The 21,480-nt window shown below is 64.7% G+C and carries 29 protein-coding genes; 1 reads left to right on the top strand and 28 read right to left on the bottom strand.

Annotated elements, in window-relative coordinates:
• Window positions 1-265: 265 nt before the first annotated feature.
• Entirely contained in the window at window positions 266-1,822 is a 1,557-nt protein-coding gene (gene guaA, locus ACZ1I5_RS05960; RefSeq protein WP_465172795.1) for a glutamine-hydrolyzing GMP synthase, read from the bottom strand.
• 59 nt (window positions 1,823-1,881) lie between these two features.
• Window positions 1,882-2,403, bottom strand: a complete 522-nt coding sequence (locus tag ACZ1I5_RS05955; RefSeq protein ID WP_465172794.1) for a hypothetical protein — start codon at window positions 2,401-2,403, stop codon at window positions 1,882-1,884.
• Window positions 2,404-2,508: 105 nt separating this feature from the next.
• Between ACZ1I5_RS05955 and ACZ1I5_RS05950 the strand changes: the two genes are divergently transcribed.
• Window positions 2,509-3,606: a 50S ribosomal protein L11 methyltransferase gene (locus ACZ1I5_RS05950; protein ID WP_465172793.1), complete on the top strand. Its 1,098-nt coding sequence runs from the start codon at window positions 2,509-2,511 to the stop codon at window positions 3,604-3,606.
• Window positions 3,607-4,371: 765 nt separating this feature from the next.
• On the opposite strand, the gene ACZ1I5_RS05945 is transcribed toward ACZ1I5_RS05950, so the two are convergent.
• The 26 genes from ACZ1I5_RS05945 to rpsS all read right to left on the bottom strand — a co-directional run bounded on the left by ACZ1I5_RS05945 (window position 4,372) and on the right by rpsS (window position 21,476).
• Window positions 4,372-6,504, bottom strand: a complete 2,133-nt coding sequence (locus tag ACZ1I5_RS05945) for a prolyl oligopeptidase family serine peptidase (protein WP_465172792.1) — start codon at window positions 6,502-6,504, stop codon at window positions 4,372-4,374.
• Window positions 6,505-6,601: 97 nt separating this feature from the next.
• Window positions 6,602-7,024, bottom strand: coding sequence for a 50S ribosomal protein L17 (gene rplQ, locus ACZ1I5_RS05940; protein WP_465172791.1), 423 nt, complete (start codon window positions 7,022-7,024; stop codon window positions 6,602-6,604).
• A 186-nt stretch (window positions 7,025-7,210) separates the two neighbouring features.
• Window positions 7,211-8,275 (bottom strand): DNA-directed RNA polymerase subunit alpha, encoded by a 1,065-nt coding sequence (locus ACZ1I5_RS05935; RefSeq protein ID WP_465172790.1) that lies wholly within the window; start codon window positions 8,273-8,275, stop codon window positions 7,211-7,213.
• 94 nt (window positions 8,276-8,369) lie between these two features.
• Window positions 8,370-8,759 (bottom strand): 30S ribosomal protein S11, encoded by a 390-nt coding sequence (gene rpsK / locus ACZ1I5_RS05930; protein ID WP_034161671.1) that lies wholly within the window; start codon window positions 8,757-8,759, stop codon window positions 8,370-8,372.
• 60 nt (window positions 8,760-8,819) lie between these two features.
• Complete coding sequence (gene rpsM / locus ACZ1I5_RS05925; RefSeq protein WP_465172789.1) at window positions 8,820-9,188, bottom strand: 30S ribosomal protein S13; 369 nt, start codon at window positions 9,186-9,188, stop codon at window positions 8,820-8,822.
• Window positions 9,189-9,408: 220 nt separating this feature from the next.
• Window positions 9,409-10,758 (bottom strand): sensor histidine kinase, encoded by a 1,350-nt coding sequence (locus ACZ1I5_RS05920; protein WP_465172788.1) that lies wholly within the window; start codon window positions 10,756-10,758, stop codon window positions 9,409-9,411.
• On the bottom strand, window positions 10,758-11,450 hold the full coding sequence (locus ACZ1I5_RS05915) for a winged helix-turn-helix domain-containing protein (protein ID WP_465172787.1): 693 nt from the start codon (window positions 11,448-11,450) through the stop codon (window positions 10,758-10,760). The genes ACZ1I5_RS05920 and ACZ1I5_RS05915 overlap by 1 nt, the downstream gene beginning before the upstream one ends.
• A 382-nt stretch (window positions 11,451-11,832) precedes the next feature.
• A complete protein-coding gene (locus tag ACZ1I5_RS05910) occupies window positions 11,833-12,390 on the bottom strand; it encodes an SRPBCC family protein (RefSeq protein ID WP_465172786.1) in 558 nt (185 codons plus the stop codon).
• 64 nt (window positions 12,391-12,454) lie between these two features.
• Window positions 12,455-13,105, bottom strand: coding sequence for an adenylate kinase (locus ACZ1I5_RS05905; protein ID WP_465172785.1), 651 nt, complete (start codon window positions 13,103-13,105; stop codon window positions 12,455-12,457).
• A gap of 31 nt (window positions 13,106-13,136) precedes the next feature.
• Window positions 13,137-14,483, bottom strand: a complete 1,347-nt coding sequence (gene secY, locus ACZ1I5_RS05900) for a preprotein translocase subunit SecY (RefSeq protein WP_465172784.1) — start codon at window positions 14,481-14,483, stop codon at window positions 13,137-13,139.
• 170 nt (window positions 14,484-14,653) lie between these two features.
• Window positions 14,654-15,187, bottom strand: coding sequence for a 50S ribosomal protein L15 (rplO, locus tag ACZ1I5_RS05895; RefSeq protein WP_465172783.1), 534 nt, complete (start codon window positions 15,185-15,187; stop codon window positions 14,654-14,656).
• A gap of 119 nt (window positions 15,188-15,306) precedes the next feature.
• On the bottom strand, window positions 15,307-15,507 hold the full coding sequence (gene rpmD / locus ACZ1I5_RS05890; protein WP_272626183.1) for a 50S ribosomal protein L30: 201 nt from the start codon (window positions 15,505-15,507) through the stop codon (window positions 15,307-15,309).
• Window positions 15,508-15,512: 5 nt separating this feature from the next.
• The gene (gene rpsE, locus ACZ1I5_RS05885) at window positions 15,513-16,235 is read right to left on the bottom strand and encodes a 30S ribosomal protein S5 (RefSeq protein WP_465172782.1); all 723 of its coding nucleotides are present in this window, start codon (window positions 16,233-16,235) and stop codon (window positions 15,513-15,515) included.
• A 2-nt stretch (window positions 16,236-16,237) separates the two neighbouring features.
• On the bottom strand, window positions 16,238-16,597 hold the full coding sequence (gene rplR, locus ACZ1I5_RS05880; RefSeq protein WP_465172781.1) for a 50S ribosomal protein L18: 360 nt from the start codon (window positions 16,595-16,597) through the stop codon (window positions 16,238-16,240).
• The gene (gene rplF / locus ACZ1I5_RS05875; protein WP_465172780.1) at window positions 16,597-17,130 is read right to left on the bottom strand and encodes a 50S ribosomal protein L6; all 534 of its coding nucleotides are present in this window, start codon (window positions 17,128-17,130) and stop codon (window positions 16,597-16,599) included. The genes rplR and rplF overlap by 1 nt, the downstream gene beginning before the upstream one ends.
• The gene (gene rpsH, locus ACZ1I5_RS05870) at window positions 17,130-17,525 is read right to left on the bottom strand and encodes a 30S ribosomal protein S8 (RefSeq protein ID WP_272626176.1); all 396 of its coding nucleotides are present in this window, start codon (window positions 17,523-17,525) and stop codon (window positions 17,130-17,132) included. The genes rplF and rpsH overlap by 1 nt, the downstream gene beginning before the upstream one ends.
• A 10-nt stretch (window positions 17,526-17,535) precedes the next feature.
• Complete coding sequence (gene rpsN, locus ACZ1I5_RS05865) at window positions 17,536-17,841, bottom strand: 30S ribosomal protein S14 (RefSeq protein ID WP_372852027.1); 306 nt, start codon at window positions 17,839-17,841, stop codon at window positions 17,536-17,538.
• A gap of 1 nt (window position 17,842) precedes the next feature.
• The gene (gene rplE / locus ACZ1I5_RS05860) at window positions 17,843-18,400 is read right to left on the bottom strand and encodes a 50S ribosomal protein L5 (RefSeq protein WP_465173901.1); all 558 of its coding nucleotides are present in this window, start codon (window positions 18,398-18,400) and stop codon (window positions 17,843-17,845) included.
• 31 nt (window positions 18,401-18,431) lie between these two features.
• A complete protein-coding gene (rplX, locus tag ACZ1I5_RS05855) occupies window positions 18,432-18,749 on the bottom strand; it encodes a 50S ribosomal protein L24 (protein ID WP_301085640.1) in 318 nt (105 codons plus the stop codon).
• Window positions 18,749-19,117, bottom strand: coding sequence for a 50S ribosomal protein L14 (gene rplN, locus ACZ1I5_RS05850; protein WP_332716285.1), 369 nt, complete (start codon window positions 19,115-19,117; stop codon window positions 18,749-18,751). The genes rplX and rplN overlap by 1 nt, the downstream gene beginning before the upstream one ends.
• 60 nt (window positions 19,118-19,177) lie before the next feature.
• Window positions 19,178-19,450 carry a 30S ribosomal protein S17 gene (rpsQ, locus tag ACZ1I5_RS05845; protein ID WP_372852031.1) on the bottom strand — a complete coding sequence of 91 codons (273 nt, stop codon included), beginning with the start codon at window positions 19,448-19,450 and terminating at the stop codon, window positions 19,178-19,180.
• Window positions 19,451-19,461: 11 nt separating this feature from the next.
• The gene (gene rpmC, locus ACZ1I5_RS05840) at window positions 19,462-19,680 is read right to left on the bottom strand and encodes a 50S ribosomal protein L29 (protein WP_465172779.1); all 219 of its coding nucleotides are present in this window, start codon (window positions 19,678-19,680) and stop codon (window positions 19,462-19,464) included.
• 1 nt (window position 19,681) lies between these two features.
• Window positions 19,682-20,116, bottom strand: coding sequence for a 50S ribosomal protein L16 (rplP, locus tag ACZ1I5_RS05835; RefSeq protein ID WP_272626165.1), 435 nt, complete (start codon window positions 20,114-20,116; stop codon window positions 19,682-19,684).
• Between the two features lie 12 nt (window positions 20,117-20,128).
• Window positions 20,129-20,824 carry a 30S ribosomal protein S3 gene (gene rpsC, locus ACZ1I5_RS05830; protein ID WP_372852037.1) on the bottom strand — a complete coding sequence of 232 codons (696 nt, stop codon included), beginning with the start codon at window positions 20,822-20,824 and terminating at the stop codon, window positions 20,129-20,131.
• Entirely contained in the window at window positions 20,824-21,201 is a 378-nt protein-coding gene (gene rplV / locus ACZ1I5_RS05825) for a 50S ribosomal protein L22 (protein WP_272626161.1), read from the bottom strand. Before rplV ends, rpsC begins: the two co-directional genes overlap by 1 nt.
• Entirely contained in the window at window positions 21,201-21,476 is a 276-nt protein-coding gene (gene rpsS, locus ACZ1I5_RS05820; protein ID WP_034161646.1) for a 30S ribosomal protein S19, read from the bottom strand. The genes rplV and rpsS overlap by 1 nt, the downstream gene beginning before the upstream one ends.
• Window positions 21,477-21,480 lie beyond the last annotated feature (4 nt).

Below are 21,480 nucleotides of genomic sequence, written 5' to 3'. Positions count from 1 at the left end.
CCTCGGTCACAGGACGATGGTCTTGTTCCCGTCCTGGAAAGTCCGATGCTTGGTGTGCCGGCGGACCGCGCGCGAGAGGGGCTGTCGTACCCCTGACGGTATCGGCGGTTTTGGGGAGGACTAGCAGGTGGCACCGTCAGCGCGCCCGTCAATGCCGAGCGCTACTCTCGGATTGTCGTCGAATGTCTCTGTGCAGAACTGATTTTTAATCAGGTGCTTAGGTCGCATTCTGGCGTAGTCCCAGGCCCCTCTGGAGGGGCCTAAATCATTCCCACTCGATCGTGCCCGGCGGCTTCGACGTGTAGTCATAGGTCACGCGGTTGATGCCCTTCACTTCGTTCACGATGCGCGTCGCGACACGGGGGAGGAAGTCACCGGGGAACTGGAAGGCGACCGCGGTCATGCCGTCGGTCGAGGTGACCGCCCTGAGCGCCAGCACATTGTCATAGGTGCGGCCGTCGCCCATCACGCCGACGCTGCGCACCGGCAGCAGCACCGCAAAGGCCTGCCAGATCGCGTCATAGAGGCCCGCGTTGCGGATTTCCTCGAGATAGATGGCGTCGGCCTTGCGCAAGATGTCGCAGCGTTCCTTGGTGACCTCGCCGGGGATGCGGATGGCGAGGCCGGGGCCGGGGAACGGGTGCCGCCCGACGAAGATCTCCGGCAGGCCGAGCTCGCGGCCGAGCGCGCGGACTTCGTCCTTGAACAGTTCGCGCAGCGGCTCGACCAGCTTCATGTTCATGCGTTCGGGCAGGCCGCCGACATTGTGGTGGCTCTTGATCGTCACGGAAGGGCCGCCGGTAAAGCTGACGCTTTCGATCACATCGGGATAGAGCGTGCCCTGGGCGAGGAAATCCGCGCCGCCGATCTTGCGCGCTTCCTCCTCGAACAGGTCGATGAACGCGCCGCCGATGAACTTGCGCTTCTTTTCCGGATCAGTGAGGCCGGCAAGACCGCCCAGGAACTGCGCCTCCGCGTTCACATGGACCAGCGGGATGTTGTAATGGTTGCGGAACAGGGTGACGACCTGGTCCGCCTCGCCCGAGCGCATCAGGCCGTGATCGACGAACACGCAGGTCAGCTGCTCGCCGATCGCCTCGTGGATCAGCACCGCGGCGACCGCCGAATCGACGCCGCCGGACAGGCCGCAGATCACCTTGCCCTTGCCGACCTGCGCGCGGATATCGGCGATCTTGGCAGCGCGGAATTCCGCCATGGTCCATTCGCCGGACAGGCCGCAGACATGGCGGGCGAAGTTCGCGATCAGCTTCGCGCCGTCGGGGGTGTGCACCACCTCGGGGTGGAACTGCATCGCGTAATAGTGACGCTCGTCATCGGCGATGATCGCATAGGGCGCGCCCTTGCTGGCGGCGACGGGACGGAAGCCCGGGGCGAGCGCGGTGACCTTGTCGCCATGGCTCATCCAGACCTGGTGGTTCTCGCCCTCGCTCCACAGGCCGTCGAACAGCGCGCAAGCGTCGGTCACCTCGATCACGGCGCTACCGAACTCACCGCTGTCGCCCAGGGTGACGGTGCCGCCGAGCTGCGCCATCAGGACCTGCTGGCCGTAGCAGATGCCCATGATCGGCAAGCCGCTGTCGAGGATCTCCTGCGGGATACGCGGGCTGCCCTCTTCCAGCACGGAGGCCGGGCTGCCCGACAGGATCACGCCCTTGGGCTGCATCCGGGCAAAGGCCTCGGCGGCGGAATTGAAGGGGGCAATCTCGCTATAGACCCCCGCTTCACGCACGCGGCGCGCGATGAGCTGAGTCACCTGGCTGCCGAAATCGACGATGAGGATCGAGTCGCTGGGCTGTGTCATGCGGCCAGATAGCAGATGCGGCCCGGGGGGGAAGCCCCGCCGAGGCAGTAGCGCGGCGTTTAGTTCGCCGCGACCGCCGGGCCGTCGATCGTGACCTGCTCCACGCCGCGCTCGCCGACGCGGCAGGTGAAGTCGCGGTGCTCGGACGCAGTGTCGCGATAATCCTCGCGCAGGCCGAGCGTGCCGCGGATGATCCAGTCGGACGCGACCGCATCGACGATCGTCACCTTGTCGATCTTGGCGACGCGGGCGTAGCGGCGCCCTTCCGATTCGGCCGAGGAGACGCAGGCGTCGACCGCGGCTTCCTCGTCGGAGCGCGCGACCGAGACGGTGCGGTTGCCTTCCTCCGGCCCGATGACGGGCGTCGGCTCGACTTCCTCGGCCGCCTTCTTCTTGCCGACGCCCGACAGGATCGCGAACAGGCCGCCGGCGAGAACCGCGCCGAGCAGCACGTCGCCACCGTCGATCTTGTCGTGATCGCCACGATGCCGCGAACCATGGTGCTCCGCCTGGGCGGGAACTGAAGTGAGGCTCATCGCCACCAGCGCGGTGGCCGCGACTGCCTTGCCGAAAATCGTCATGTCCCGTCCCTTTCGATTCGATGACGTATCGATAGGTGAGTCGTGCTGTCCCGTCGATGAACCGCTTGTTTGGACAGCGGCCCCGCAACGTGCGAGGGGCCGCGGATGACGGATGACGGCAAGCTGGACGATATGGCGCGAGCCGGGTTCGAAGATCGAGTGGCGGCGGCGCAGGGCGACGGGCGGCAACTCGCCGATCTGGCGATGACCGCGAGCCGGATCGGCCTGGGTCCGCGCGTCTATGCACTGGCGCGCGAGGCGCAGGCGCTCGCGCCCGACGATGCCGATGTCGCGAGCAGCACCGGCGAGCTGATCGCGGGCGGCGTGCCCGGATGGCATTTCTACATGGTGCTCGACGAGGCCCGCAACAGAGCGTTCGAGGCAGCGATCAAGCGTGCGGTGACGCCGGAGAGCCGCGTGCTGGATATCGGCGCCGGGACCGGACTGCTCGCCATGATGGCCGCGCGGGCCGGAGCAGCCTCCGTGACGAGCTGCGAGATGAACCCGGCGATCGCCGACGCCGCAACCGAGATCGTGGCGCTGAACGGCTATGCCGACCGGGTGCGCGTCCTGTCGGCGCCATCGACCGCGATCGGACCCGAGGATCTCGGCGGCAAGGCGACGCTGATCGTCTCCGAAATCGTCTCCAACAATCTGCTGTCCGAGGACGTGCTGCCGACCATGGCGGACGCTGTCGAGCGGCTGCTGGCGCCGGGCGGCAAGATGATCCCCGAGGCCGGGCAGATCGTCGTCTCGCTGGCCGACTGGGACGGCTATGGGCGCGACGGGATGGAGGATGTCGCCGGGTTCGACATGCGGCCGTTCAACCGGCTGGAGCAGCGCCCCCTGCGGCTGAAGGTCGGCGATCGCGGAATCGAACTGCGCGGCGAACCCGCCGATCTGTTCGATTTCGATTTCACCACCGGCGGCCCCTGGCCGCACGAGCAGCGCAGCATCGACCTGGTCGCCGACGGCAATTACATCAACGGCGTGATCCAGTGGATCCGCCTGAAGGTGGACGCGAAGAGCAGCTATGAGAACCGGCCGAAGCCGGAGACCATGTCGAACTGGGCCGCGCTGTTCGTGCCGTTCGGCCGCGAGATCGTGCCGCCGGCGGGCACCATCATCCGCGTTTACGGCGCGCACGACCGGCACAGCGTGCGCATCTGGGTCGACGAGCAGATGATCGGAGCGGATCGCTAGAGCGGCGAGCGGTAAATCTGATCCTTTGGGATGGAGCAGCCGAAGGCGTATCGAGAGCCCGTATTGAAGGACAGGTGGTCGCGCGGAGCCTGTCCTTCGATACGCCCTCTCGATACGCCGCTACGCGGCACCTCGATGGCTACTCAGGACGAACGGGTGTTGGTGGCCGCGATTTAATGCAAGCTACTCTAGCCGCTCTCGTCATCTCCAAGCTGCAGCCTGGCAATGGTTCGACAATCGGAAAGAGCGCGCCGATCCAGGTCCGGCGAGGCGTGACATGCCAGATGCTGGATCATGGTTGAATCACTGCCGACGAGAAATGCGGGAGATATGGGACACCTAGGATGTCCCATATCTCCTGCCTGATGGCGTTAGATTTGATAATAATCGTTGTATATCAATAGATTATGGAATAGCCCTCGACGCCGACCAGCGCCTAATATGGGACACGCGAAAGCCGTCGAACGACTGGAAGGTGGCGCAAATGCAACTCCGCGTCCTCCTTTTGCTTCGCCGGTGAAGCGCTCTGCTGTGCTGTGGGAGAGAGGTCGCGCTTCCCGCTTTAGCGCGGCGAGCGTTAAATCTGATCCGTTCGTCCTGAGTAGGGATCGAGTAGCCGAAGGCGTATCGAGAGCCCGTATCGAAGGACAGGTTGTCGCGCGAAACCTGTCCTTCGATACGCCCTCTCGATACGCCGCTGCGCGGCTACTCGATGGCTACTCAGGACGAACGGGTGGTGGTGGCTCTGATTTAATGCAAGCTACTCTAGCGCGTCGCCTTCACCGTCATGCCGGTCCAGGCCGCGGCGAAGGCCCAGCTGTCGGCGGCCTCGGCGATCACCTTGTCGGTCGGTTTGCCGGAACCATGGCCGGCGCGCGTCTCGATGCGGATTAGATGGGGCTTGGGCCCGATCCGCGCGGCCTGGAGCGCGGCGGTGTATTTGAAGCTGTGCCCGGGAACGACGCGGTCGTCGGTGTCGGCGGTCGTCACCATGATCGCCGGGTAATCCTGCCCTTCCCCGATATTGTGATAGGGCGAATAAGCGCGGAGCACGCGGAAATCGGCTTCCTTCGAGGGGTAGCCATAATCGTCGACCCAGTAACGGCCCGCCGTGAAGCGATCGAAGCGCAGCATGTCCATCACGCCGACCTGCGGCAGCGCCGCGGCGAAGAGATCGGGGCGCTGATTGACCACCGCGCCGACCAGCAGGCCACCGTTCGAGCCGCCCTGGATGGCAAGCTTGTCCTTCGAGGTCAGGCCTTGCGCGATCAGGTCCTCGCCGGCCGCAATGAAGTCGTCGAACACATTCTGCTTGTGCGCGAGGCGTCCGCCATCGTGCCATGCCTTGCCGTACTCGCCGCCGCCGCGGATATTGGCGACCGCGAGCACCCCGCCCTGCTCGAGCCAGGCGATCCGGGTCGCGGAAAAGGCCGGGTTCATCGACACGTTGAAGCCGCCATAGGCGTAGAGCAACGTCGGCGCCGGGCCGGCCGGCGAATCCTTGCGGCGGACGATGAACATCGGGACCTTCGTGCCGTCCTTCGATGCGTAGAAGCGCTGTGACACGTCATACAGGCCGGGATCGAACGCCACCTTGGGTTTGGCCCAGGGCGTCGCGGCACCTGTCTTCAGGTCGTAGCGATAGATGGTGGTGGGCGTCGCGAAACTGGTGAAGGCGTAGAACAGCTCGTCATCGTCCGCAGCACCACTGGTGCCGGCAACGCTGCCGATGCCGGGGAGCGCGACGACGCCGTCAGGCGTGCCGTCCAGGGCGTAGCGCCGCAGCTCCGACTTCACATCGACCAGATAGGAGGCGACCAGCTTGCCGCCGACGATCCCGGCACCCTCCAGCACTGCCTTGTCCTCCGGCACCACTTCATGGATCGCGGGCGCGGCCTGGCGCACGTCCATCGAGACGATGCGCAGGCGCGGCGCATTCTTGTCTGTCGTCCAGTAGAAGGTCGCGCCCACATTGCCGGCGAGCGACCATTCATTCTCCAGCCCCTTTACGATCGTGCGCGGCGTCGCTGCCGGATCGGTCAGGTCGAGGATGGTGATCTCGTAACGATTGTCAGTGCCTTCGGTGGTGGTGATGACCAGCCATTTGCCGTCCTCGGTCACCTGGGCACCATGCCCGCGCTTCGGCGCATCGGGCGTGGCGTAGATCAGCCGGTCCGCCGACTGGGCAGCGCCGAGCTTGTGGAAATAGACCTGCTGGTTCTCGTTCAACGCCTGGAACTTGGCGCCCTCCGCCGGCGCGGCGAAGCGCGAATAATAGAAGCCGGAGCCGTCCTTCGCCCAGGACAGGTTGGAGAATTTGACCCATTCGACCGTGTCGACGGCAATGGCGCCGGTCGCGACGTCGAGGATCTTCACCGTGCGCCAGTCGGTCCCGCCGTCCTGCACCGAATAAAGGATGTGCGTGCCATCCTCGGACGGGACCCATTCGCCGAGCGCGGTCGCGCCGTCCTTTGCCCAGGCATTCGGGTCGATCAGGACCCGGCCGGCACCATCGAGGGAGTCGCGGACGTACAGCACCGCCTGGTTCTGCAGGCCGCTGTTGCGCATGTAGAAATAGCGCCCACCCTTCTTCACCGGCACGCCGAACCGCTCATAATCGAGCAGCTGCTTCATGCGTGCAGCGAAGATGTCGCGCCCCGGCAGGCTTGCGAGATAGGCGTTGGTCACCGCATTCTCGTCGGCGACCCATTTGGCCACCGCCGTATCGGTGCGCACGTCATTCTCGAGCCAGCGATAGGGATCGGCGACCTTCACGCCGAACTGCTCGTCCACCGTGTCGCCACGGGTCGTCTGGGGATAGATCATGCTGGGGGCCTTGGTCTGAGCGGCGGCGGGAGTGGCGAGAAGGGACAAGATCAGCGGCAAGGCGCGACGCATCAAGGGCTTCCGGACAAGAAAAAAGGAGCCGCACCGTATCAGGTGCGACTCCTTTCTCAACTGATCCTCCCCGAGCAAGCTCGGGGAGGAATTAAATTTACGCGGCCTGATCGTAATCCTCGTCGGTCTGCACCGGGCCCGAATCCTGGCCCTTGGCGCTGACGTCGCGATCGACGAACTCGATGATCGCCATCGGCGATGCGTCCGAGGCGCGGATGCCGGCCTTGATGATGCGGGTATAGCCACCGTTGCGATCGGCGTAGCGCGACGCCAGGACGTCGAACAGCTTCACCAGCTGCGCATCGTCGAGCAGACGGGCATGCGCCAGGCGGCGGTTCGAAAGGCCGCCCTTCTTGGCGAGCGTGATCAGCTTCTCGACATAGGGGCGAAGTTCCTTCGCCTTGGCGGTCGTGGTCAGGATCTGCTCATGCTTGATGAGCGACGCCGACATGTTGCGGAACAGGGCGGTGCGGTGGGCCGAGGTCCGCTGAAGCTTACGGCCGCCTACGCGATGGCGCATGATATCTTTCCTTCGTTCGTTAAGGGGCCGTTTGACGGAACCCCAGACCAGGCGAGGACGGTACGCTCGCCGATTAAACCGTCTCCCCGGCGAAGGCCGGGGCCGCTGTGTAACAAGGGAACCGGGTGCCACAAACCCAGCGGCCCCGGCCTCCGCCGGGGCGACGCCAGGTTTGTGGCGCGCCGCTTACCCCATGATTTCCTGCTCAAGCTTCTTGGCCATCTCTTCGATGTTCTCGGGCGGCCAGCCCGGGATTTCCATGCCGAGACGGAGACCCATGGACGACAGCACTTCCTTGATTTCGTTCAGCGACTTGCGGCCGAAATTCGGGGTGCGCAGCATCTCTGCTTCGGTCTTCTGGACCAGATCGCCGATATAGATGATGTTGTCGTTCTTGAGGCAGTTGGCCGAACGCACCGACAGTTCGAGCTCGTCGACCTTCTTGAGAAGGTAACGATTGATCTGCTGGGTATCGCCCGAAACCTCGCCGGCCGAAGACGGCGCGGCATGGCCGATCGGGGCCGACGGACGGACCGACGAATCGTCGAAATGGACGAACAGCGCGAGCTGGTCCTGCAGGATGCGGCCGGCATAGCCGACGGCGTCCTCAGGCGTGATCGTGCCGTCGGTCTCGATGGTGAGCGTCAGCTTGTCGTAATCGAGCTCCTGCCCGACGCGGGTGTTCTCGACCTTGTACGACACCTGGCGGACCGGCGAGTAGAGCGCATCGACCGGGATCAGGCCGATCGGGGCATCGGCCGGACGGTTCGCAACCGCCGCGACATAGCCCTTACCCACGTCAGCGGTCAGCTCCATGTTGAGCGTCGCGCCTTCGTCGAGATGGCAGATCACGAGATCGGGGTTCATCACTTCGATATCGCCCGACACCGCGATGTCGCCGGCCTTCACGTCGGCCGGGCCGGTCGCGGAGAGCTGGAGACGCTTCGGGCCTTCGCCCTGCATGCGCAGCGCGATCTGCTTCACGTTCAGGACGATGTCGGTCACGTCTTCACGCACGCCGGCGAGCGACGAGAATTCGTGGAGAACGTTCTCGATCTTGATCGAGGTAACGGCAGCACCCTGAAGCGACGACAGCAGCACGCGGCGCAGCGCGTTGCCGAGCGTCAGGCCGAAGCCACGCTCGAGCGGTTCGGCCACGAAGGTCGCCTTGCGCTTGGGATCGCCACCCGGCTTCTTCTCGAGGCCATTGGGCTTCTTCAGTTCCTGCCAGTTCTTAGCATTGACGGACACGGGCTTCCCCTTGGTTTTGGGCCTGAGCGGGGTAACTCAGACCATGTGGGAATCGTCCGCGCGGCGCGATCAACCGCGCGCGGACGAGACGAAATCAGACGCGGCGGCGCTTGGAGGGCCGGACGCCATTGTGCGGGATCGAGGTCACGTCGCGGATCGAAGTGATCTGGAAGCCGACCGCCTGCAGCGCGCGAAGCGCCGACTCGCGGCCCGAACCCGGACCCTTTACTTCCACTTCGAGCGTGCGGACGCCGTGCTCGGCGGCCTTCTTGCCGGCATCCTCGGCTGCGACCTGGGCCGCATACGGGGTCGACTTGCGGCTTCCCTTGAAGCCCATCATGCCGGCCGACGACCACGAGATCGCGTTGCCCTGGGCATCGGTGATCGTGATCATGGTGTTGTTGAAGCTGGCGTTCACGTGCGCGACGCCAGAGGTGATGTTCTTGCGCTCACGCCGCTTAATGCGCTGAGGTTCGCGTGCCATGTTGAAATCCTAACCCTGTAGCTGGAAGGCGAGCCGCCCCGAAAGGAACGGCTCAGCGCATCACTTCTTCTTGCCGGCGATCGGCTTGGCCTTGCCCTTGCGGGTGCGCGCATTGGTATGCGTGCGCTGGCCGCGGACCGGAAGGCCCTTGCGATGGCGAAGGCCGCGATAGCAGGCCAGATCCATCAGGCGCTTGATGTTCATCGCCGTCTGGCGACGAAGATCACCCTCGACCGTATAGTCGGCGTCGATCGCTTCGCGGATGTGCAGCACTTCCTGATCGGTCAGGTCCTGCACGCGGCGCTCAGGGGCGATGCCCAGCTTGGTGGTGATTTCCTTGGCCTTGGTATCGCCAATGCCGTGAATGTAGGTCAGCGCGATAACAACGCGCTTGTTGGTCGGGATGTTGACACCCGCAATACGAGCCATGAAATTTATTCTCCTGCTCCACAGGGCGTGCATGGCTGCAGCCGCCCCATCTCAACGCGTTAACATCCGAACGCAAGATAACGGCGTGCGCAAACATGCGCCGCCGGGACCCGGTGTTTCGGAATGATCGCCAAATAGGAGAGCGAGTCGCCCATGTCAAGCGCGACGCCCCCGATTCCCCGACTATCGACCGGTTCGTCGCGCGTCCTCCGCGGATCCTTTACGCCGGCAGAACGATCGCCGCAATCAGCCCTGGCGCATTATCGCCCAGCTCGAGCCGCCCGCCATGCAAGCGGGCGACCGCCTCGATCAGCGACAGACCAAGTCCGGCGCCGGGCGTGCTGCGCGCATTGTCCAGCCGGCCGAAGCGGCGCAGCGCCTGCTCGCGGTCCTCCGCGGCGATGCCGGGCCCACGATCCTCGACCTGGATTCGGACCTCACCCCCCTGCCCCGTCAGCCGCAAGGTCACCTCGCCACCCTGGGCGCCGTGGCGCAGCGCATTGTCGACCAGGTTGGCGATCGCCTGGGTCATCAACTCGCGGTGGAGGATCAGGCGCGGCGGATGAGTGTCGAGCACCGTCGCGAAGCGCAGGCCGGCATCCTCGGCCACGGGTGCGTAGAGTTCGGCGATCTCCTCGATCAACGCCGCGGGATCGATGCTGGCGAACCGATCGCGCGACACCGATTCCGACCGGCTGATCTCGATCAGCATGCTCAGCATGCGCATCACCAGATCGGTCTCGGTCAGGAGTCCGCCGAGCGCTGCCTCGCGCTGTGCCGGGTCGGCGAGCAGGACCGCGTTCTCGGTCTTGGTCCTGAGCCTGGCCAGCGGCGAGCGCAGATCATGCGCGAGGCTGTCGGTGACCAGCCGCAATTCGACCATCAGCCGCTCGACCTTGTCGAGCATCGCGTTGAGGCGGGTGGCAAGCCGGTCGAACGCATCCCCGCCGCCCGAGGCGCTGGCGACGCGGCGTGACAGGTCACCGCCGGCCACGCCCTCGATCACGTCGGCGACCCGGTTCAGGCGGCGTCCGACATAACGGGTCACGACCAGGCCACCGACGATGCCGAGCCCAAGCGACAACAGCATCGCAAGCAGCAATGCTCGTTCGATCCCGCGCTGCACCTGTTCCCAGTCGTCGAGCATCCGCCCGCTGATGAGGCGCAGGGCGCCGATCCGCCGCACCGAATAGCCGGCATCGCGCAACGACCAGGGCGGCGACGCGCCGATCCGGCCAATGCGGAAGTCGACCGACTCGGATGGAACGATCGTCGCGATTTCCGGGCCAATGCCCGCCACGCGCTTCCCCCGTCCGTCGATCACCGCGATGATCAGCGAGAGGTCGCCAGGGGCCCGCGCTTCCTCGATCGTCTGGTCGAGCGCGCGCAGCCCGCCCGCCCGCCAGACCGAGACGAGCGCATCGGCCTGTTCGGCGGTATCACGACGCAGCGAATCGATCGCGTCGTCATGTACCTGCCGCCAGATGAAGGTCACCAGGACGAGATTTGAAACAAGGGCCAGCGCGATCGCGAGCAACGCAATGCGCGCCGTGACCGACAGACGCCACATCAGGTGTCGGCCGAGAGCCGGTATCCCGCGCCGCGCACCGTGTGGAGAATCGGGGCGGCGAACCCTTCCTCGATCTTGCGGCGCAGCCGCCCGATATGGACGTCGACCACGTTCGATCCGGGATCGAAATGATAGTTCCAGATCTTTTCGAGCATCATCGTGCGCGTCACCACTTGCCCGGCATGGCGGGCGAGGAATTCGAGCAGGTTGAATTCGCGCGCGCCGAGCGCGATCGGCCGGCCGTCGCGCGCGACCGTGCGGGCGAGCAGGTCGATCTCCAGATCGCCGACGACAAGGCGAGTCGTCTGGTTTTCGCTGGCGACGCGATCGGCGCGGCGGAGCAGCGCCTCGATCCGCGCGGAAAGCTCCGCGAAGGAAAAGGGTTTGACGAGATAATCGTCAGCGCCGGCATGAAGCCCATCGACCCGGTCGTCGACCGTCGCCAGCGCGGACAGGATCAGGACGGGAGTACGGATGCCGGCCGCGCGGATCGCGCCGATCATCGCCAGGCCGTTCAGCCCGGGCAACATGCGGTCGGCAACGATCAGATCGAAAATGCCCTCGCTGGCGAGAAACAGGCCGTCGCGGCCGTCCCCACAGGTTTCGACGGCAAAACCGGCCTCTCCCAGCCCCTTGGCGAGATAGCCGGCCGTCGCGGCGTCGTCTTCGACGATCAGGATCTTGCGGGTCATCGGCGGCATTCCGGTCGGTGCCTTTCTGCCTTTACAGCAAAATTGGCCGGCGGAAAGCGAACCTTCCGCCGGCCACGACGCCCCCGGGAGTGCGGACGCCGATTCAAGGAGTTTGGTGCCCGGCGCGCTGGGCACGGACCCTGAGTAGCGGCCCGCCCCGCACCTGCCGATGACGGCGATGTGAAGAATTCGTCATGAAGCGCCGGCGAAGCGGCAAAGGCGCAAATCGCCCCTCCGTTCGTCCTGAGTAGACATTGAGCTTGTCGAAATGGCGTATCGAAGGAGAAGCCTCTCGCCATGTCCCTCGATACGGGTCTTCGATACGCCTTCGGCTACTCAGCCCCTACTCAGGACGAACGGAAGGGTTCAGCTTTGTCCGGCCCTAGCGCTGCGGGGCCGGCGCGGGCGGCGGTGGGGCCTCGGCGGCGGATTTCAGGTTCAGCACCTGCAGCGCCAGGACCTCGTCGACCTTGGGCGCAAGCGTATCGGCGCCGGCGCGGACATAGCCGCTGACGATATAGCTGAGCGTCAAGCGCGTGGCGTTCGCGCCTTCAGGGGCAAGCTTGAAGGTCAACGTACCGACCACCGCTTCGGCCTGGAGCGGCCCCAGCGCGCCCGACAGGCGGATCATCTGGGGCGGCTGGATATAGAGGATCCGGGCATGTTCGACGCTGCCCCGACGATCGGGGAAACGTTCGCAGAAGCAGCCGGTCGCCTGGCCGTCCATGTAGAGATTGGCCGCATTGTCGCTGTAGGTGTGTTCCTTGCTCCACCAGCGCTGGGGCGAGCGCAGCGTATCCCAGGCCCTGGCAATCGGCGCGTCGATCGTGACGACCTGGCTGATCTCCATCGTGGTCGGGGTGGCGGACACGACTTCGGCCGCGGCCGGGCCGGCAAACGACAGCGCGATGACGACGCCCAAAGGACCGAAAGGCTTCATCGACGCTCTCCCCCTGACCCGGCGCATCATATGCCCTGCGCCGGGAACGGCAAGCGACGCGGGCCTATTTCCCGTCGAGGATGGCCTCGATCGCCTGAGTCACCTGGTCGATATCCCCCATGCCGTCGACGCGCGACACCAGGCCGCGGGCCTCGTAGATCGGCAGGATCGGCGCGGTCTTGGCGCGATATTCGGCCATGCGGGTGCGCACGGTTTCCGCATTGTCGTCGGGACGGCGCTTGAACTCGGTCGAGCCGCACACATCGCAGACGCCCGGAACCCTGGGCTGCTTGTAATGATCGTGATAGCCCTCGCCGCACTTGGCGCAGGTGTAGCGACCGACGATGCGGTCGACGAGCGCCTCCTCATCGACGCTCAGCTCGATCACATGGTCGAGGGTCCGGCCGCGCTCACTCAGCAACGCGTCGAGCTGCTCGGCCTGGGCGGCGGTGCGGGGATAGCCGTCGAAGATCACGCCATTGGCCGTGTCGGGCATGTCGAGCCGTTCACCGATGATGCCCGAGACGATCTCGTCCGAGACGAGTTCCCCCGCCTCCATCACCGATTTGGCCTTGAGGCCAACCGGGCTGCCGGACTTCACCGCGGCGCGCAGCATGTCGCCGGTGGAAAGCTGGACCATGCCCCGATCGGCCATCAACCGGCTCGCCTGGGTGCCCTTGCCCGCGCCCGGCGGACCCAGGAGAATGATATTCAAGGCCGTTCCCCTCATTTCGATGTCACCCCTCTCAACGGAGGCGGCCACCCTTCAACTTGGCCTTCTTGATCAGATCGCCATATTGATGCGCGAGCAAGTGGCTCTGGATCTGAGTCACCGTATCCATCGTCACGTTGACGACGATCAGCAGGCTGGTGCCGCCGAGATAGAACGGGATGCTCAGCGCCGACACCAGATATTCGGGCAACAGGCAGATGATCGTCAGATAGGCAGCGCCGATCACGGTGATGCGCGTCAGCACATAATCGAAATAGGCCTCGGTGTTCTTGCCGGGACGGATGCCCGGAATGAAGCCGCCATAGCGCTTCAGATTGTCGGCGGTCTCCTCGGGATTGAACACCACGGCGGTGTAGAAGAACGAGAAGAAGATGATGCCGGCGCCGTAGAGCAGCATGTACACCAGCGATCCGTGCTGGAGATACTGGTTGAGGGTGATGACGATATCGCCCCAGGCGCTCTCGCCAGCGACGCGATTACCCGCGAACTGGGTGATGGTCAGCGGCATCAGCAGCAGCGACGAGGCGAAGATCGGAGGGATCACGCCCGCGGTGTTGATCTTCAGCGGCAGATGGCTGCGATCGGCCTGCATGCCGCGCTGGGTCTGGCGCTTGGGATACTGGATCAGGATGCGGCGCTGGGCGCGCTCCATGAAGCAGATGAACAGGATGAGCAGCACGACGGCAATGATGATGCCGATCAGGCGCACGGGATCGAGCGAGCCGGTACGACCGCCCTCGACCAGGTTGTAAAGCGTGGTCGGCAGGTTCGCGACGATGCCGGCCATGATGATCAGCGACATGCCGTTGCCGATGCCGCGGCTGGTGATCTGCTCACCGATCCACATCAGGAACATGGTGCCGCCGATCAGGCTGATCACCGCGCCGACCTGGAACATCAGGCCAGGATCGACCACCGCACCGCCGGCCTCGAAGCCGCGCGCGATGAAATAGCCCTGCACCGCGGTCAGACCGACCGTGCCGTAGCGGGTATATTGGTTGAGCCGCTTGCGCCCGCTCTCGCCTTCCTTCTTGATCGCGGCCAGCGTCGGCGACAGCGAGGTCGCGAGCTGAACGACGATCGATGCCGTGATATACGGCATGACGCCCAGCGCGATCAGGCTGGCGCGCTTCAGCGAGCCACCCGAAAAGGCATTGAAGAAGTCGAGCACGCCGCCATTGGTACGCTCGGCGAGCGCGACCAGCGCGGTCGGATCCATGCCCGGCAACGGGACATAGCTGAGCAGGCGAAAGATGATCAGCGCGCCGATCGTGAACCAGAGGCGCTTCTTGAGATCGGTCGCCTGGGAGAATTTCGACAGGCTGATGCCGGAGGCCATCGAATCGGCTGCGGATGCCATATTTATGATCGTCCCAAAAAAACATCGGGGGAAACAAAAGCGGCGGGAAACGTTTAACCGCCCCGCCGCTCATATAGGGGCCCGATCGGGCTTGTCTAAGGGCCTTTTGGTCCAATCGTCGCAATCGACGATCCGTGTTAGCCCGCCGCCGTGACGGCGGGCCAGAACCCTCAGGCCTTGCGCGCCTCGATCTTGGCGGCGCGAACCTTGCCCTTCTTGGCAGCGGCCTTCTCGGCTGCGGGCACGACGACGATGACATCGACCTTGCCGCCGGCCTTTTCGACCGCCTCGATCGCCCCCTTCGACGCGCCGGCAACGGTGAAGGTCAGCTTGGCCGAGAACTCGCCCTTGCCGAGCAGACGGACGCCGTCCTTGCCGCCACGCGCCAGGCCAGCGGCCTTGAGCGCTGCGTGGTCGAGCGAAGCACCGGCTTCGATCTTGCCTGCGTCGACCGCCTTCTGGATCGCGCCGAGGTTCACCTCGGCATAGTCCTTGGCGAAGATGTTGTTGAAGCCGCGCTTCGGCAGACGCATGTGGAGCGGCATCTGGCCGCCTTCGAAGCCGGCGATGGACACGCCCTCACGGCTCTTCTGGCCCTTGATGCCGCGGCCGCCGGTCTTGCCCTTGCCGGAACCGATACCACGGCCGACCCGCATACGGGACTTGCGGGCACCTGCATTGTCGCGGAGTTCGTTCAGTTTCATGTCGTGCACTCGCTTTCGCTTTTGTCGCGCTGATTAAAAAGGCTGAGGGCGGAACAGGTCGAACCTGCGTTCGAGCCGTTCCGCCCCTCACCCTCCCCTGACGGGGAGGATCATTGAGGTCAACCCTCGACCGATACCATGTGCGCGACCTTGCGGATCATGCCCCGAACCTCGGGGCTGTCCTGCAATTCGCGCGTCTTGTGCATCTTGTTGAGGCCGAGACCGATCAGCGTCGCGCGCTGATCCTTCTCGCGGCGGATCGGCGAACCCGTCTGGGTCACCTTGATCGTGCCGCCGGCGGCTTCTTTCTTCTTCGCCATCTGTCTTACTCCGCGATCGCTGCGGCGTCAGCCTCGGCGGCCTGCGAGCCACCACGGCCGAGCAGGTCGGCGATCTTCTTGCCGCGACGCTGCGCGACCGACTTCGGGCTGACCTGAGTGGTCAGCGCCTCGAAGGTCGCACGGATCATGTTGTACGGGTTCGACGTGCCGACCGACTTGGTCACCACATCGGCCACGCCCAGGCTCTCGAAGACGGCGCGCATCGGGCCGCCCGCGATGATGCCGGTGCCCTGCGGCGCCGAACGCACGGTCACGAGGCCGGCGCCGAAATGGCCCTTGCCGTCATGATGCAGCGTGCGACCCTCGCGGAGGGGAACGCGGACCATTGCCTTCTTGGCAGCAGCCGTCGCCTTGGAAATGGCTTCCGGCACTTCGCGCGCCTTGCCATGACCGAAGCCAACCCGGCCCTTGCCGTCGCCCACGACGACGAGCGCCGCGAAGCCGAAGCGCTTGCCGCCCTTCACCGTCTTCGAGACGCGGTTGATGTGGACCAGCTTCTCGATCAGCTCTTCGCCGCCATCGTCGGTCGCGCCGCGACGATCGTCGCGACGGCCACGATTGCCGTCACGGCCGCCACGGCCGCGATTGTCGCCCCCGCCCGGGCCGCCACGGCCACGGCCGCCACGCGGACCACGGCCCTGCGGCGCGTCCTGCGGAGCAGCTTCGCCGCCGGCAACGACGTCCGTCGTGTTGATTTCGTCGGCCATTCTTAGAACTCCAATCCGGCTTCACGCGCGGCTTCCGCCAGCGCCTTCACGCGACCGTGGAACAGGAAGCCCCCACGGTCGAACACGACCTTGGTGACGCCTGCCTGCTTCGCCGCTTCGGCGACGCGCTTGCCGACCAGGACGGCAGCATCGATGTTCGCGCCGGACGTGCCGCGCACGTCCTTCTCCAGGGTGGAGGCGGAAGCGACCGTCTTGCCCTGGGCGTCGTCGATCACCTGAGCATAGATGTGCTTGCCCGACCGGTGCACCGACAGCCGCGGACGGCCGGCAGCACGACCGCGGAGCGCGGTGCGATTGCGAAGACGGCGCTTCGCAAAGAGGGAGAGACCTTTGGTGCTCATTACTTCTTTTTCCCTTCCTTGCGGAAGATGAACTCACCGTCGTACTTGATGCCCTTGCCCTTATAGGGCTCCGGCTTACGCCACTGACGGATCTCCGCGGCCAGCTGACCGACCTTCTGCTTGTCGGTTCCCGAAATCTCGACGGTCGTGTTGTCCGGCGTCTTCACCTCGAGGCCTTCCGGCACGTCGATGTTGACGTCGTGGCTGTAGCCGAGCTTCAGGTTCAGCACCCGGCCCTTGGCGTCCGCACGATAACCCACGCCGTTGATCAGCAGCTTCTTGGTGAAGCCGTCCGACACGCCGGTGATCAGGTTCTGCACCAGGGTACGCTGCATGCCCCAAAAGGCGCGGGCGCGCTTGGTGTCGTTCGCCGGGTTCACCGAGATGCCGTCGTCCTCGAGGACGTAGCTGATCTCTTCGCGCAGCGGCATGGACAGGGTGCCCTTGGGGCCCTTGACGCTCAGCTGCTGGCCTTCGATCGTCGCGGTCGTACCGCTCGGGATCGCGACCGGCTTTTTACCGATGCGGCTCATCAGAATACCTCCGCCAGCACTTCGCCGCCGACATTCTGCTCGCGCGCTTCCGCGTCGGACAGAACGCCGCGAGGCGTCGAGACGATCGTGATGCCCAGGCCGTTCATGACGCGGGGCAGCTCGGTTGCGCCCGAATAGACGCGGCGACCGGGCTTCGAGACGCGCGCGACATGCTTGATCGCAGGCTGGCCCTCGAAATATTTCAGCTCGATGCGGATGCCCTTTGCGGGACCCATCTCTTCTTCGCTGTAGCCACGGATATAGCCCTCGCGCTGAAGCACGTCGAGCACACGGGCCCGCAGCTTGGACGCGGGCGACAGGACGGAGTCCTTGCGCGCGCGCTGGCCGTTGCGGATGCGGGTGAGCATATCACCCAGGGGATCGGTCAATGCCATCTCGTGATCCTTACCAGCTCGACTTCGTAACGCCCGGGATCAGGCCCTTGTTGGCCAGATCGCGCAGCTGAATACGGCAGAGGCGGAACTTGCGGTAATAAGCGCGGGGACGACCCGTCACCTCGCACCGGTTGCGGATGCGCGTCGGGTTACCGTTGCGCGGGATTTCCGCCATCTTCAGGCGAGCGATCAGGCGATCGCCGTCATCGAGCGAATTGTCCGCCGCGATCGCCTTCAGCTTCGCATAGGCGCCGGCGTATTTCTTCACCAGCAGCTTGCGACGCTCGTTCTTGTTCACAGAACTCTTCTTAGCCATCTTACGCTGCCTTCTTTTCTTCGTCGGCTTCGATCGGGAACGGGAAGCCGAACAGGCGGAGCAGCTCGCGCGCTTCGTCGTCGGTCTTCGCCGTGGTCGTCACGATCACGTCCATGCCGCGGATCTTGTCGACCTTGTCGTAGCTGATTTCCGGGAAGATCAGCTGCTCCTTCAGACCGCAGGCATAGTTGCCGCGACCATCGAAGCTCTTCGGGTTCAGCCCGCGGAAATCGCGAACGCGCGGCAGCGCGATCGTGATGAAGCGGTCGAGGAACTCGTACATGCGCTCGCGGCGAAGAGTGACCTTCACGCCGATCGGCATGCCTTCACGCAGCTTGAACTGCGCGATCGACTTCTTCGCCTTGGTGACGACGGGCTTCTGACCTGCGATCAGCTCCATCTCGCCAGCGGCCTGATCGACCTTCTTCTTGTCCTGCGTCGCTTCGCCAACGCCCATGTTCAGGACGATCTTGTCGAGGCGCGGAACCTCCATCACGTTCTTGTAACCGAACTTCTCGGTCATCGCCTTGACAATGCGATCCTCGTAGATCGCCTTCATCCGCGGCTTGTGCGCCGCCTTCTGATTTGCATCAGCCACTGATCGTCTCCCCGGACTTCACGGCCACGCGGACCTTCTTGCCGTCCTTGGTTTCAAAACGAACGCGCGTCGGCTTGCCGTCGGCGGTCACATGAGCGACCTTCGAGACGTGCAGCGGCGCTTCGGCGCGCTTCAGGCCGCCCTGGGGGTCGCCCTGGCTCGGCTTGGTGTGACGGATCGCGATGTTCACGCCCGACACGATGACCTTGCCGTCCTTGGGCAGGGCCTGGGTGACTTCACCGGTCTTGCCCTTGTCCTTGCCGGACAGGACGATGACGCGGTCACCCTTCTTGATCTTCGCAGCGGCCATTACAGAACCTCCGGCGCCAGGCTGATGATCTTCATGTGCTTGCGCGCACGCAGCTCGCGCACCACCGGGCCAAAGATACGGGTGCCGATCGGCTCCTCGTTCTTGTTGACCAGCACGGCCGCGTTCGAATCGAAGCGGATCACGGTGCCATCGGCGCGGCGAATGTCCTTCGCCGTACGCACGATGACGGCACGGTGCACGTCGCCCTTCTTCACGCGGGCACGGGGTGCCGCTTCCTTGATGCTGACGACGATGATGTCGCCAACGCCTGCCGTCCGGCGCTTGGACCCGCCAAGCACCTTGATGCACTGCACCCGCTTCGCGCCGCTGTTGTCAGCGACCTCGAGATTGGACTGCATCTGGATCATCGATCCGGTTCCTTCTCACATGGGGTCCGATTCCGACCGGACCCCGCCTAAAACTCGGCCTTAGCCGTCGATGGTTGCCCGCTCGGGGGTCGCGTGGGTGTTGACCCGCTCGATCACCTTCCAGGTCTTCAGCTTGGAGATCGGCGCGGTCTCTTCGATCCGCACGGTTTCGCCCTGCTTGAACTCGTTGCCCTCGTCATGGGCATGATACTTCTTCGTACGGCGGATGATCTTGCCGTAGAGCGGGTGCTTCACCTTACGCTCGACGTTCACCACCACCGTCTTGTCGGTCTTGTCCGAGACGATCACCCCGGTCAGCACGCGCTTCGGCATGTCTGTCTTCCTTACTTGGCTTCGGCCGAGCGCACGCGCTGGCTCTGCAGGGTCTTGATGCGAGCGATGTCGCGGCGGACCTCACGCACCCGGCTCGGCTTTTCGAGCTGGTTCGTGGCTGCCTGGAAACGGAGGTTGAACGCCTCGCGCTTCAGGTTGCCCAGCTCCTCGTCGAGCTGGTCCTCGGTCTTCGCCTTGAGGTCGGAGCGACGGGTGTCGATCTTGCTCATCTTATGCAACTCCCAGATGCGAGGTGTCGCCGAGACGGGCAACCACCTTCACCTTGATCGGCAGCTTCATCGCGGCGCGGCTGAACGCCACGGCTGCGATATCGCCAGGGACACCGTCCAGCTCGAACAGAATCCGGCCGGGCTTGACCCGGGCGGCCCAATATTCGGGCGAACCCTTGCCCTTGCCCATGCGGACTTCGGCGGGCTTCGACGTGACCGGAACGTCCGGGAACACGCGGATCCACAAACGCCCCTGGCGCTTGATGTGACGCGTGATCGCGCGGCGGGCCGCCTCGATCTGGCGTGCGGTGATCCGCTCCGGCTCCATCGCCTTCAGCCCGTAAGAGCCGAAGTTGAGGGTCGTGCCGCCCTTGGCATCGCCATGGATCCGGCCCTTGAAGGCCTTGCGGAACTTGGTTTTTTTCGGTTGCAGCATTGCTCTTGTTCCTTAGCGCGCCGGACGGACGCCGGAGGTTTGAGCCTCCATCATGATCCGGTCCTGCGCCATCGGGTCATGGCCCAGGATTTCGCCCTTGAAGATCCAGACCTTCACGCCGCACACGCCATAAGCGGTGTGTGCCTGCGCTTCGGCATAGTCGACGTTCGCGCGCAGCGTGTGCAGCGGAACCCGGCCTTCGCGGTACCATTCGGACCGGGCGATCTCCGCGCCGCCGAGACGGCCGCCGCAATTGATCCGGATACCCTCTGCGCCAAGGCGCATCGCCGACTGCACCGCGCGCTTCATCGCGCGGCGGAAAGCGATACGACGCTCGAGCTGATCGGCGATGCCCTGGGCGACGAGCTTGGCGTCGACTTCAGGCTTGCGGATCTCGACGATGTTCAGCGACACGTCGGACGAGGTCATCTTGCCGAGGAGACGGCGCAGCTTCTCGATGTCCGCACCCTTCTTGCCGATGATCACGCCGGGGCGCGCGGCATAGATGGAGACGCGGCACAGCTTGGCCGGACGCTCGATCACCACCTTGGAGATCGCGGCCTGGGGCAGCGTCTTCATGATGAAGGTGCGGATCTTCAGATCCTCGAGCAGGAGGCGGCCATAATCGGCGCCTTCCGCATACCAGCGGCTGTCCCAGGTACGGTTGATCTGGAGACGCAGACCGATCGGATTGCTCTTTTGACCCATTATGCTTCTTCCTGCTCGCGCACGACGATCCGTAGCCGCGAGAACGGCTTGAGGATGCGCGTCGACTTGCCACGACCGCGGGTCGCGAAACGCTTCATGACGATCGACTTGCCAACCGAGGCCTCCGAGACGACGAGCGCGTCGACGTCGAGATTGTGGTTGTTCTCCGCATTGGCGATCGCCGAGGCGAGAACCTTGCGGGCATCGACGGCCATCGCCTTGGTCGAGAAAGCGAGGATGTTCATCGCATCGCCGGCCTTCTTGTTGCGGATCAGCGCCGCGACGAGACCGAGCTTCTGAGCCGAGCCGCGAATCTGCGTACCGACCGAGAGAGCTTCCTTCTCACCGACCTTGCGGGGGGATTTTGCCTTCGACATCAGCGCTTGCCCTTCTTGTCGGCGGCATGGCCGGGGAAGTAGCGGGTCGGCGCGAACTCGCCGAGCTTCATCCCAACCATGTCCTCGTTGACGGACACGGGCACGAACTTGCGACCGTTATAAACGGTGAAGGTCAGGCCAACGAACTGCGGCAGGATCGTGGAGCGACGCGACCAGGTCTTGATCGGCGCACGCGCGTTGGTTTCCTGCGCGGTCTCTGCCTTCTTGAGCAGATGGAGGTCCACAAAGGGACCCTTCCAGACGGAACGAGCCATTGCG

This window comes from Sphingomonas sp. BL-S-30, from assembly GCF_055521475.1.
This window is presented reverse-complemented; position numbering and strand designations above follow the sequence as displayed.

Excerpts from the sequence above, each read along its gene's own strand:
- guaA (WP_465172795.1), bottom strand. The coding sequence starts at position 1,822 with ATGACACAGCCCAGCGACTCGATCCTCATCGTCGATTTCGGCAGCCAG.
- rpsK (WP_034161671.1), bottom strand. The coding sequence starts at position 8,759 with ATGGCACGCGAACCTCAGCGCATTAAGCGGCGTGAGCGCAAGAACATC.
- rplO (WP_465172783.1), bottom strand. The coding sequence starts at position 15,187 with ATGAAACTGAACGAACTCCGCGACAATGCAGGTGCCCGCAAGTCCCGT.
- ACZ1I5_RS05945 (WP_465172792.1), bottom strand. The coding sequence starts at position 6,504 with ATGCGTCGCGCCTTGCCGCTGATCTTGTCCCTTCTCGCCACTCCCGCC.
- rpsH (WP_272626176.1), bottom strand. The coding sequence starts at position 17,525 with ATGGCATTGACCGATCCCCTGGGTGATATGCTCACCCGCATCCGCAAC.
- rpsM (WP_465172789.1), bottom strand. The coding sequence starts at position 9,188 with ATGGCTCGTATTGCGGGTGTCAACATCCCGACCAACAAGCGCGTTGTT.
- ACZ1I5_RS05915 (WP_465172787.1), bottom strand. The coding sequence starts at position 11,450 with ATGACCCGCAAGATCCTGATCGTCGAAGACGACGCCGCGACGGCCGGC.
- ACZ1I5_RS05950 (WP_465172793.1), top strand. The coding sequence starts at position 2,509 with ATGACGGATGACGGCAAGCTGGACGATATGGCGCGAGCCGGGTTCGAA.
- rplV (WP_272626161.1), bottom strand. The coding sequence starts at position 21,201 with ATGTCGAAGGCAAAATCCCCCCGCAAGGTCGGTGAGAAGGAAGCTCTC.
- rpsQ (WP_372852031.1), bottom strand. The coding sequence starts at position 19,450 with ATGCCGAAGCGCGTGCTGACCGGGGTGATCGTCTCGGACAAGACCGAC.
- rplR (WP_465172781.1), bottom strand. The coding sequence starts at position 16,597 with ATGAGCACCAAAGGTCTCTCCCTCTTTGCGAAGCGCCGTCTTCGCAAT.
- rpsE (WP_465172782.1), bottom strand. The coding sequence starts at position 16,235 with ATGGCCGACGAAATCAACACGACGGACGTCGTTGCCGGCGGCGAAGCT.
- ACZ1I5_RS05955 (WP_465172794.1), bottom strand. The coding sequence starts at position 2,403 with ATGACGATTTTCGGCAAGGCAGTCGCGGCCACCGCGCTGGTGGCGATG.
- rpsN (WP_372852027.1), bottom strand. The coding sequence starts at position 17,841 with ATGGCTAAGAAGAGTTCTGTGAACAAGAACGAGCGTCGCAAGCTGCTG.
- ACZ1I5_RS05920 (WP_465172788.1), bottom strand. The coding sequence starts at position 10,758 with ATGTGGCGTCTGTCGGTCACGGCGCGCATTGCGTTGCTCGCGATCGCG.
- rplP (WP_272626165.1), bottom strand. The coding sequence starts at position 20,116 with ATGCTGCAACCGAAAAAAACCAAGTTCCGCAAGGCCTTCAAGGGCCGG.
- ACZ1I5_RS05910 (WP_465172786.1), bottom strand. The coding sequence starts at position 12,390 with ATGAAGCCTTTCGGTCCTTTGGGCGTCGTCATCGCGCTGTCGTTTGCC.
- rpsC (WP_372852037.1), bottom strand. The coding sequence starts at position 20,824 with ATGGGTCAAAAGAGCAATCCGATCGGTCTGCGTCTCCAGATCAACCGT.
- rpmD (WP_272626183.1), bottom strand. The coding sequence starts at position 15,507 with ATGGCGAAGAAGAAAGAAGCCGCCGGCGGCACGATCAAGGTGACCCAG.
- rplN (WP_332716285.1), bottom strand. The coding sequence starts at position 19,117 with ATGATCCAGATGCAGTCCAATCTCGAGGTCGCTGACAACAGCGGCGCG.
- rplQ (WP_465172791.1), bottom strand. The coding sequence starts at position 7,024 with ATGCGCCATCGCGTAGGCGGCCGTAAGCTTCAGCGGACCTCGGCCCAC.
- rplE (WP_465173901.1), bottom strand. The coding sequence starts at position 18,400 with ATGAAGGCGATCTACGAGGATCGCATTGTCAAGGCGATGACCGAGAAG.
- rpmC (WP_465172779.1), bottom strand. The coding sequence starts at position 19,680 with ATGAGCAAGATCGACACCCGTCGCTCCGACCTCAAGGCGAAGACCGAG.
- secY (WP_465172784.1), bottom strand. The coding sequence starts at position 14,483 with ATGGCATCCGCAGCCGATTCGATGGCCTCCGGCATCAGCCTGTCGAAA.
- rplF (WP_465172780.1), bottom strand. The coding sequence starts at position 17,130 with ATGAGCCGCATCGGTAAAAAGCCGGTCGCGATCCCGAGCGGTACGACC.
- rpsS (WP_034161646.1), bottom strand. The coding sequence starts at position 21,476 with ATGGCTCGTTCCGTCTGGAAGGGTCCCTTTGTGGACCTCCATCTGCTC.
- rplX (WP_301085640.1), bottom strand. The coding sequence starts at position 18,749 with ATGGCCGCTGCGAAGATCAAGAAGGGTGACCGCGTCATCGTCCTGTCC.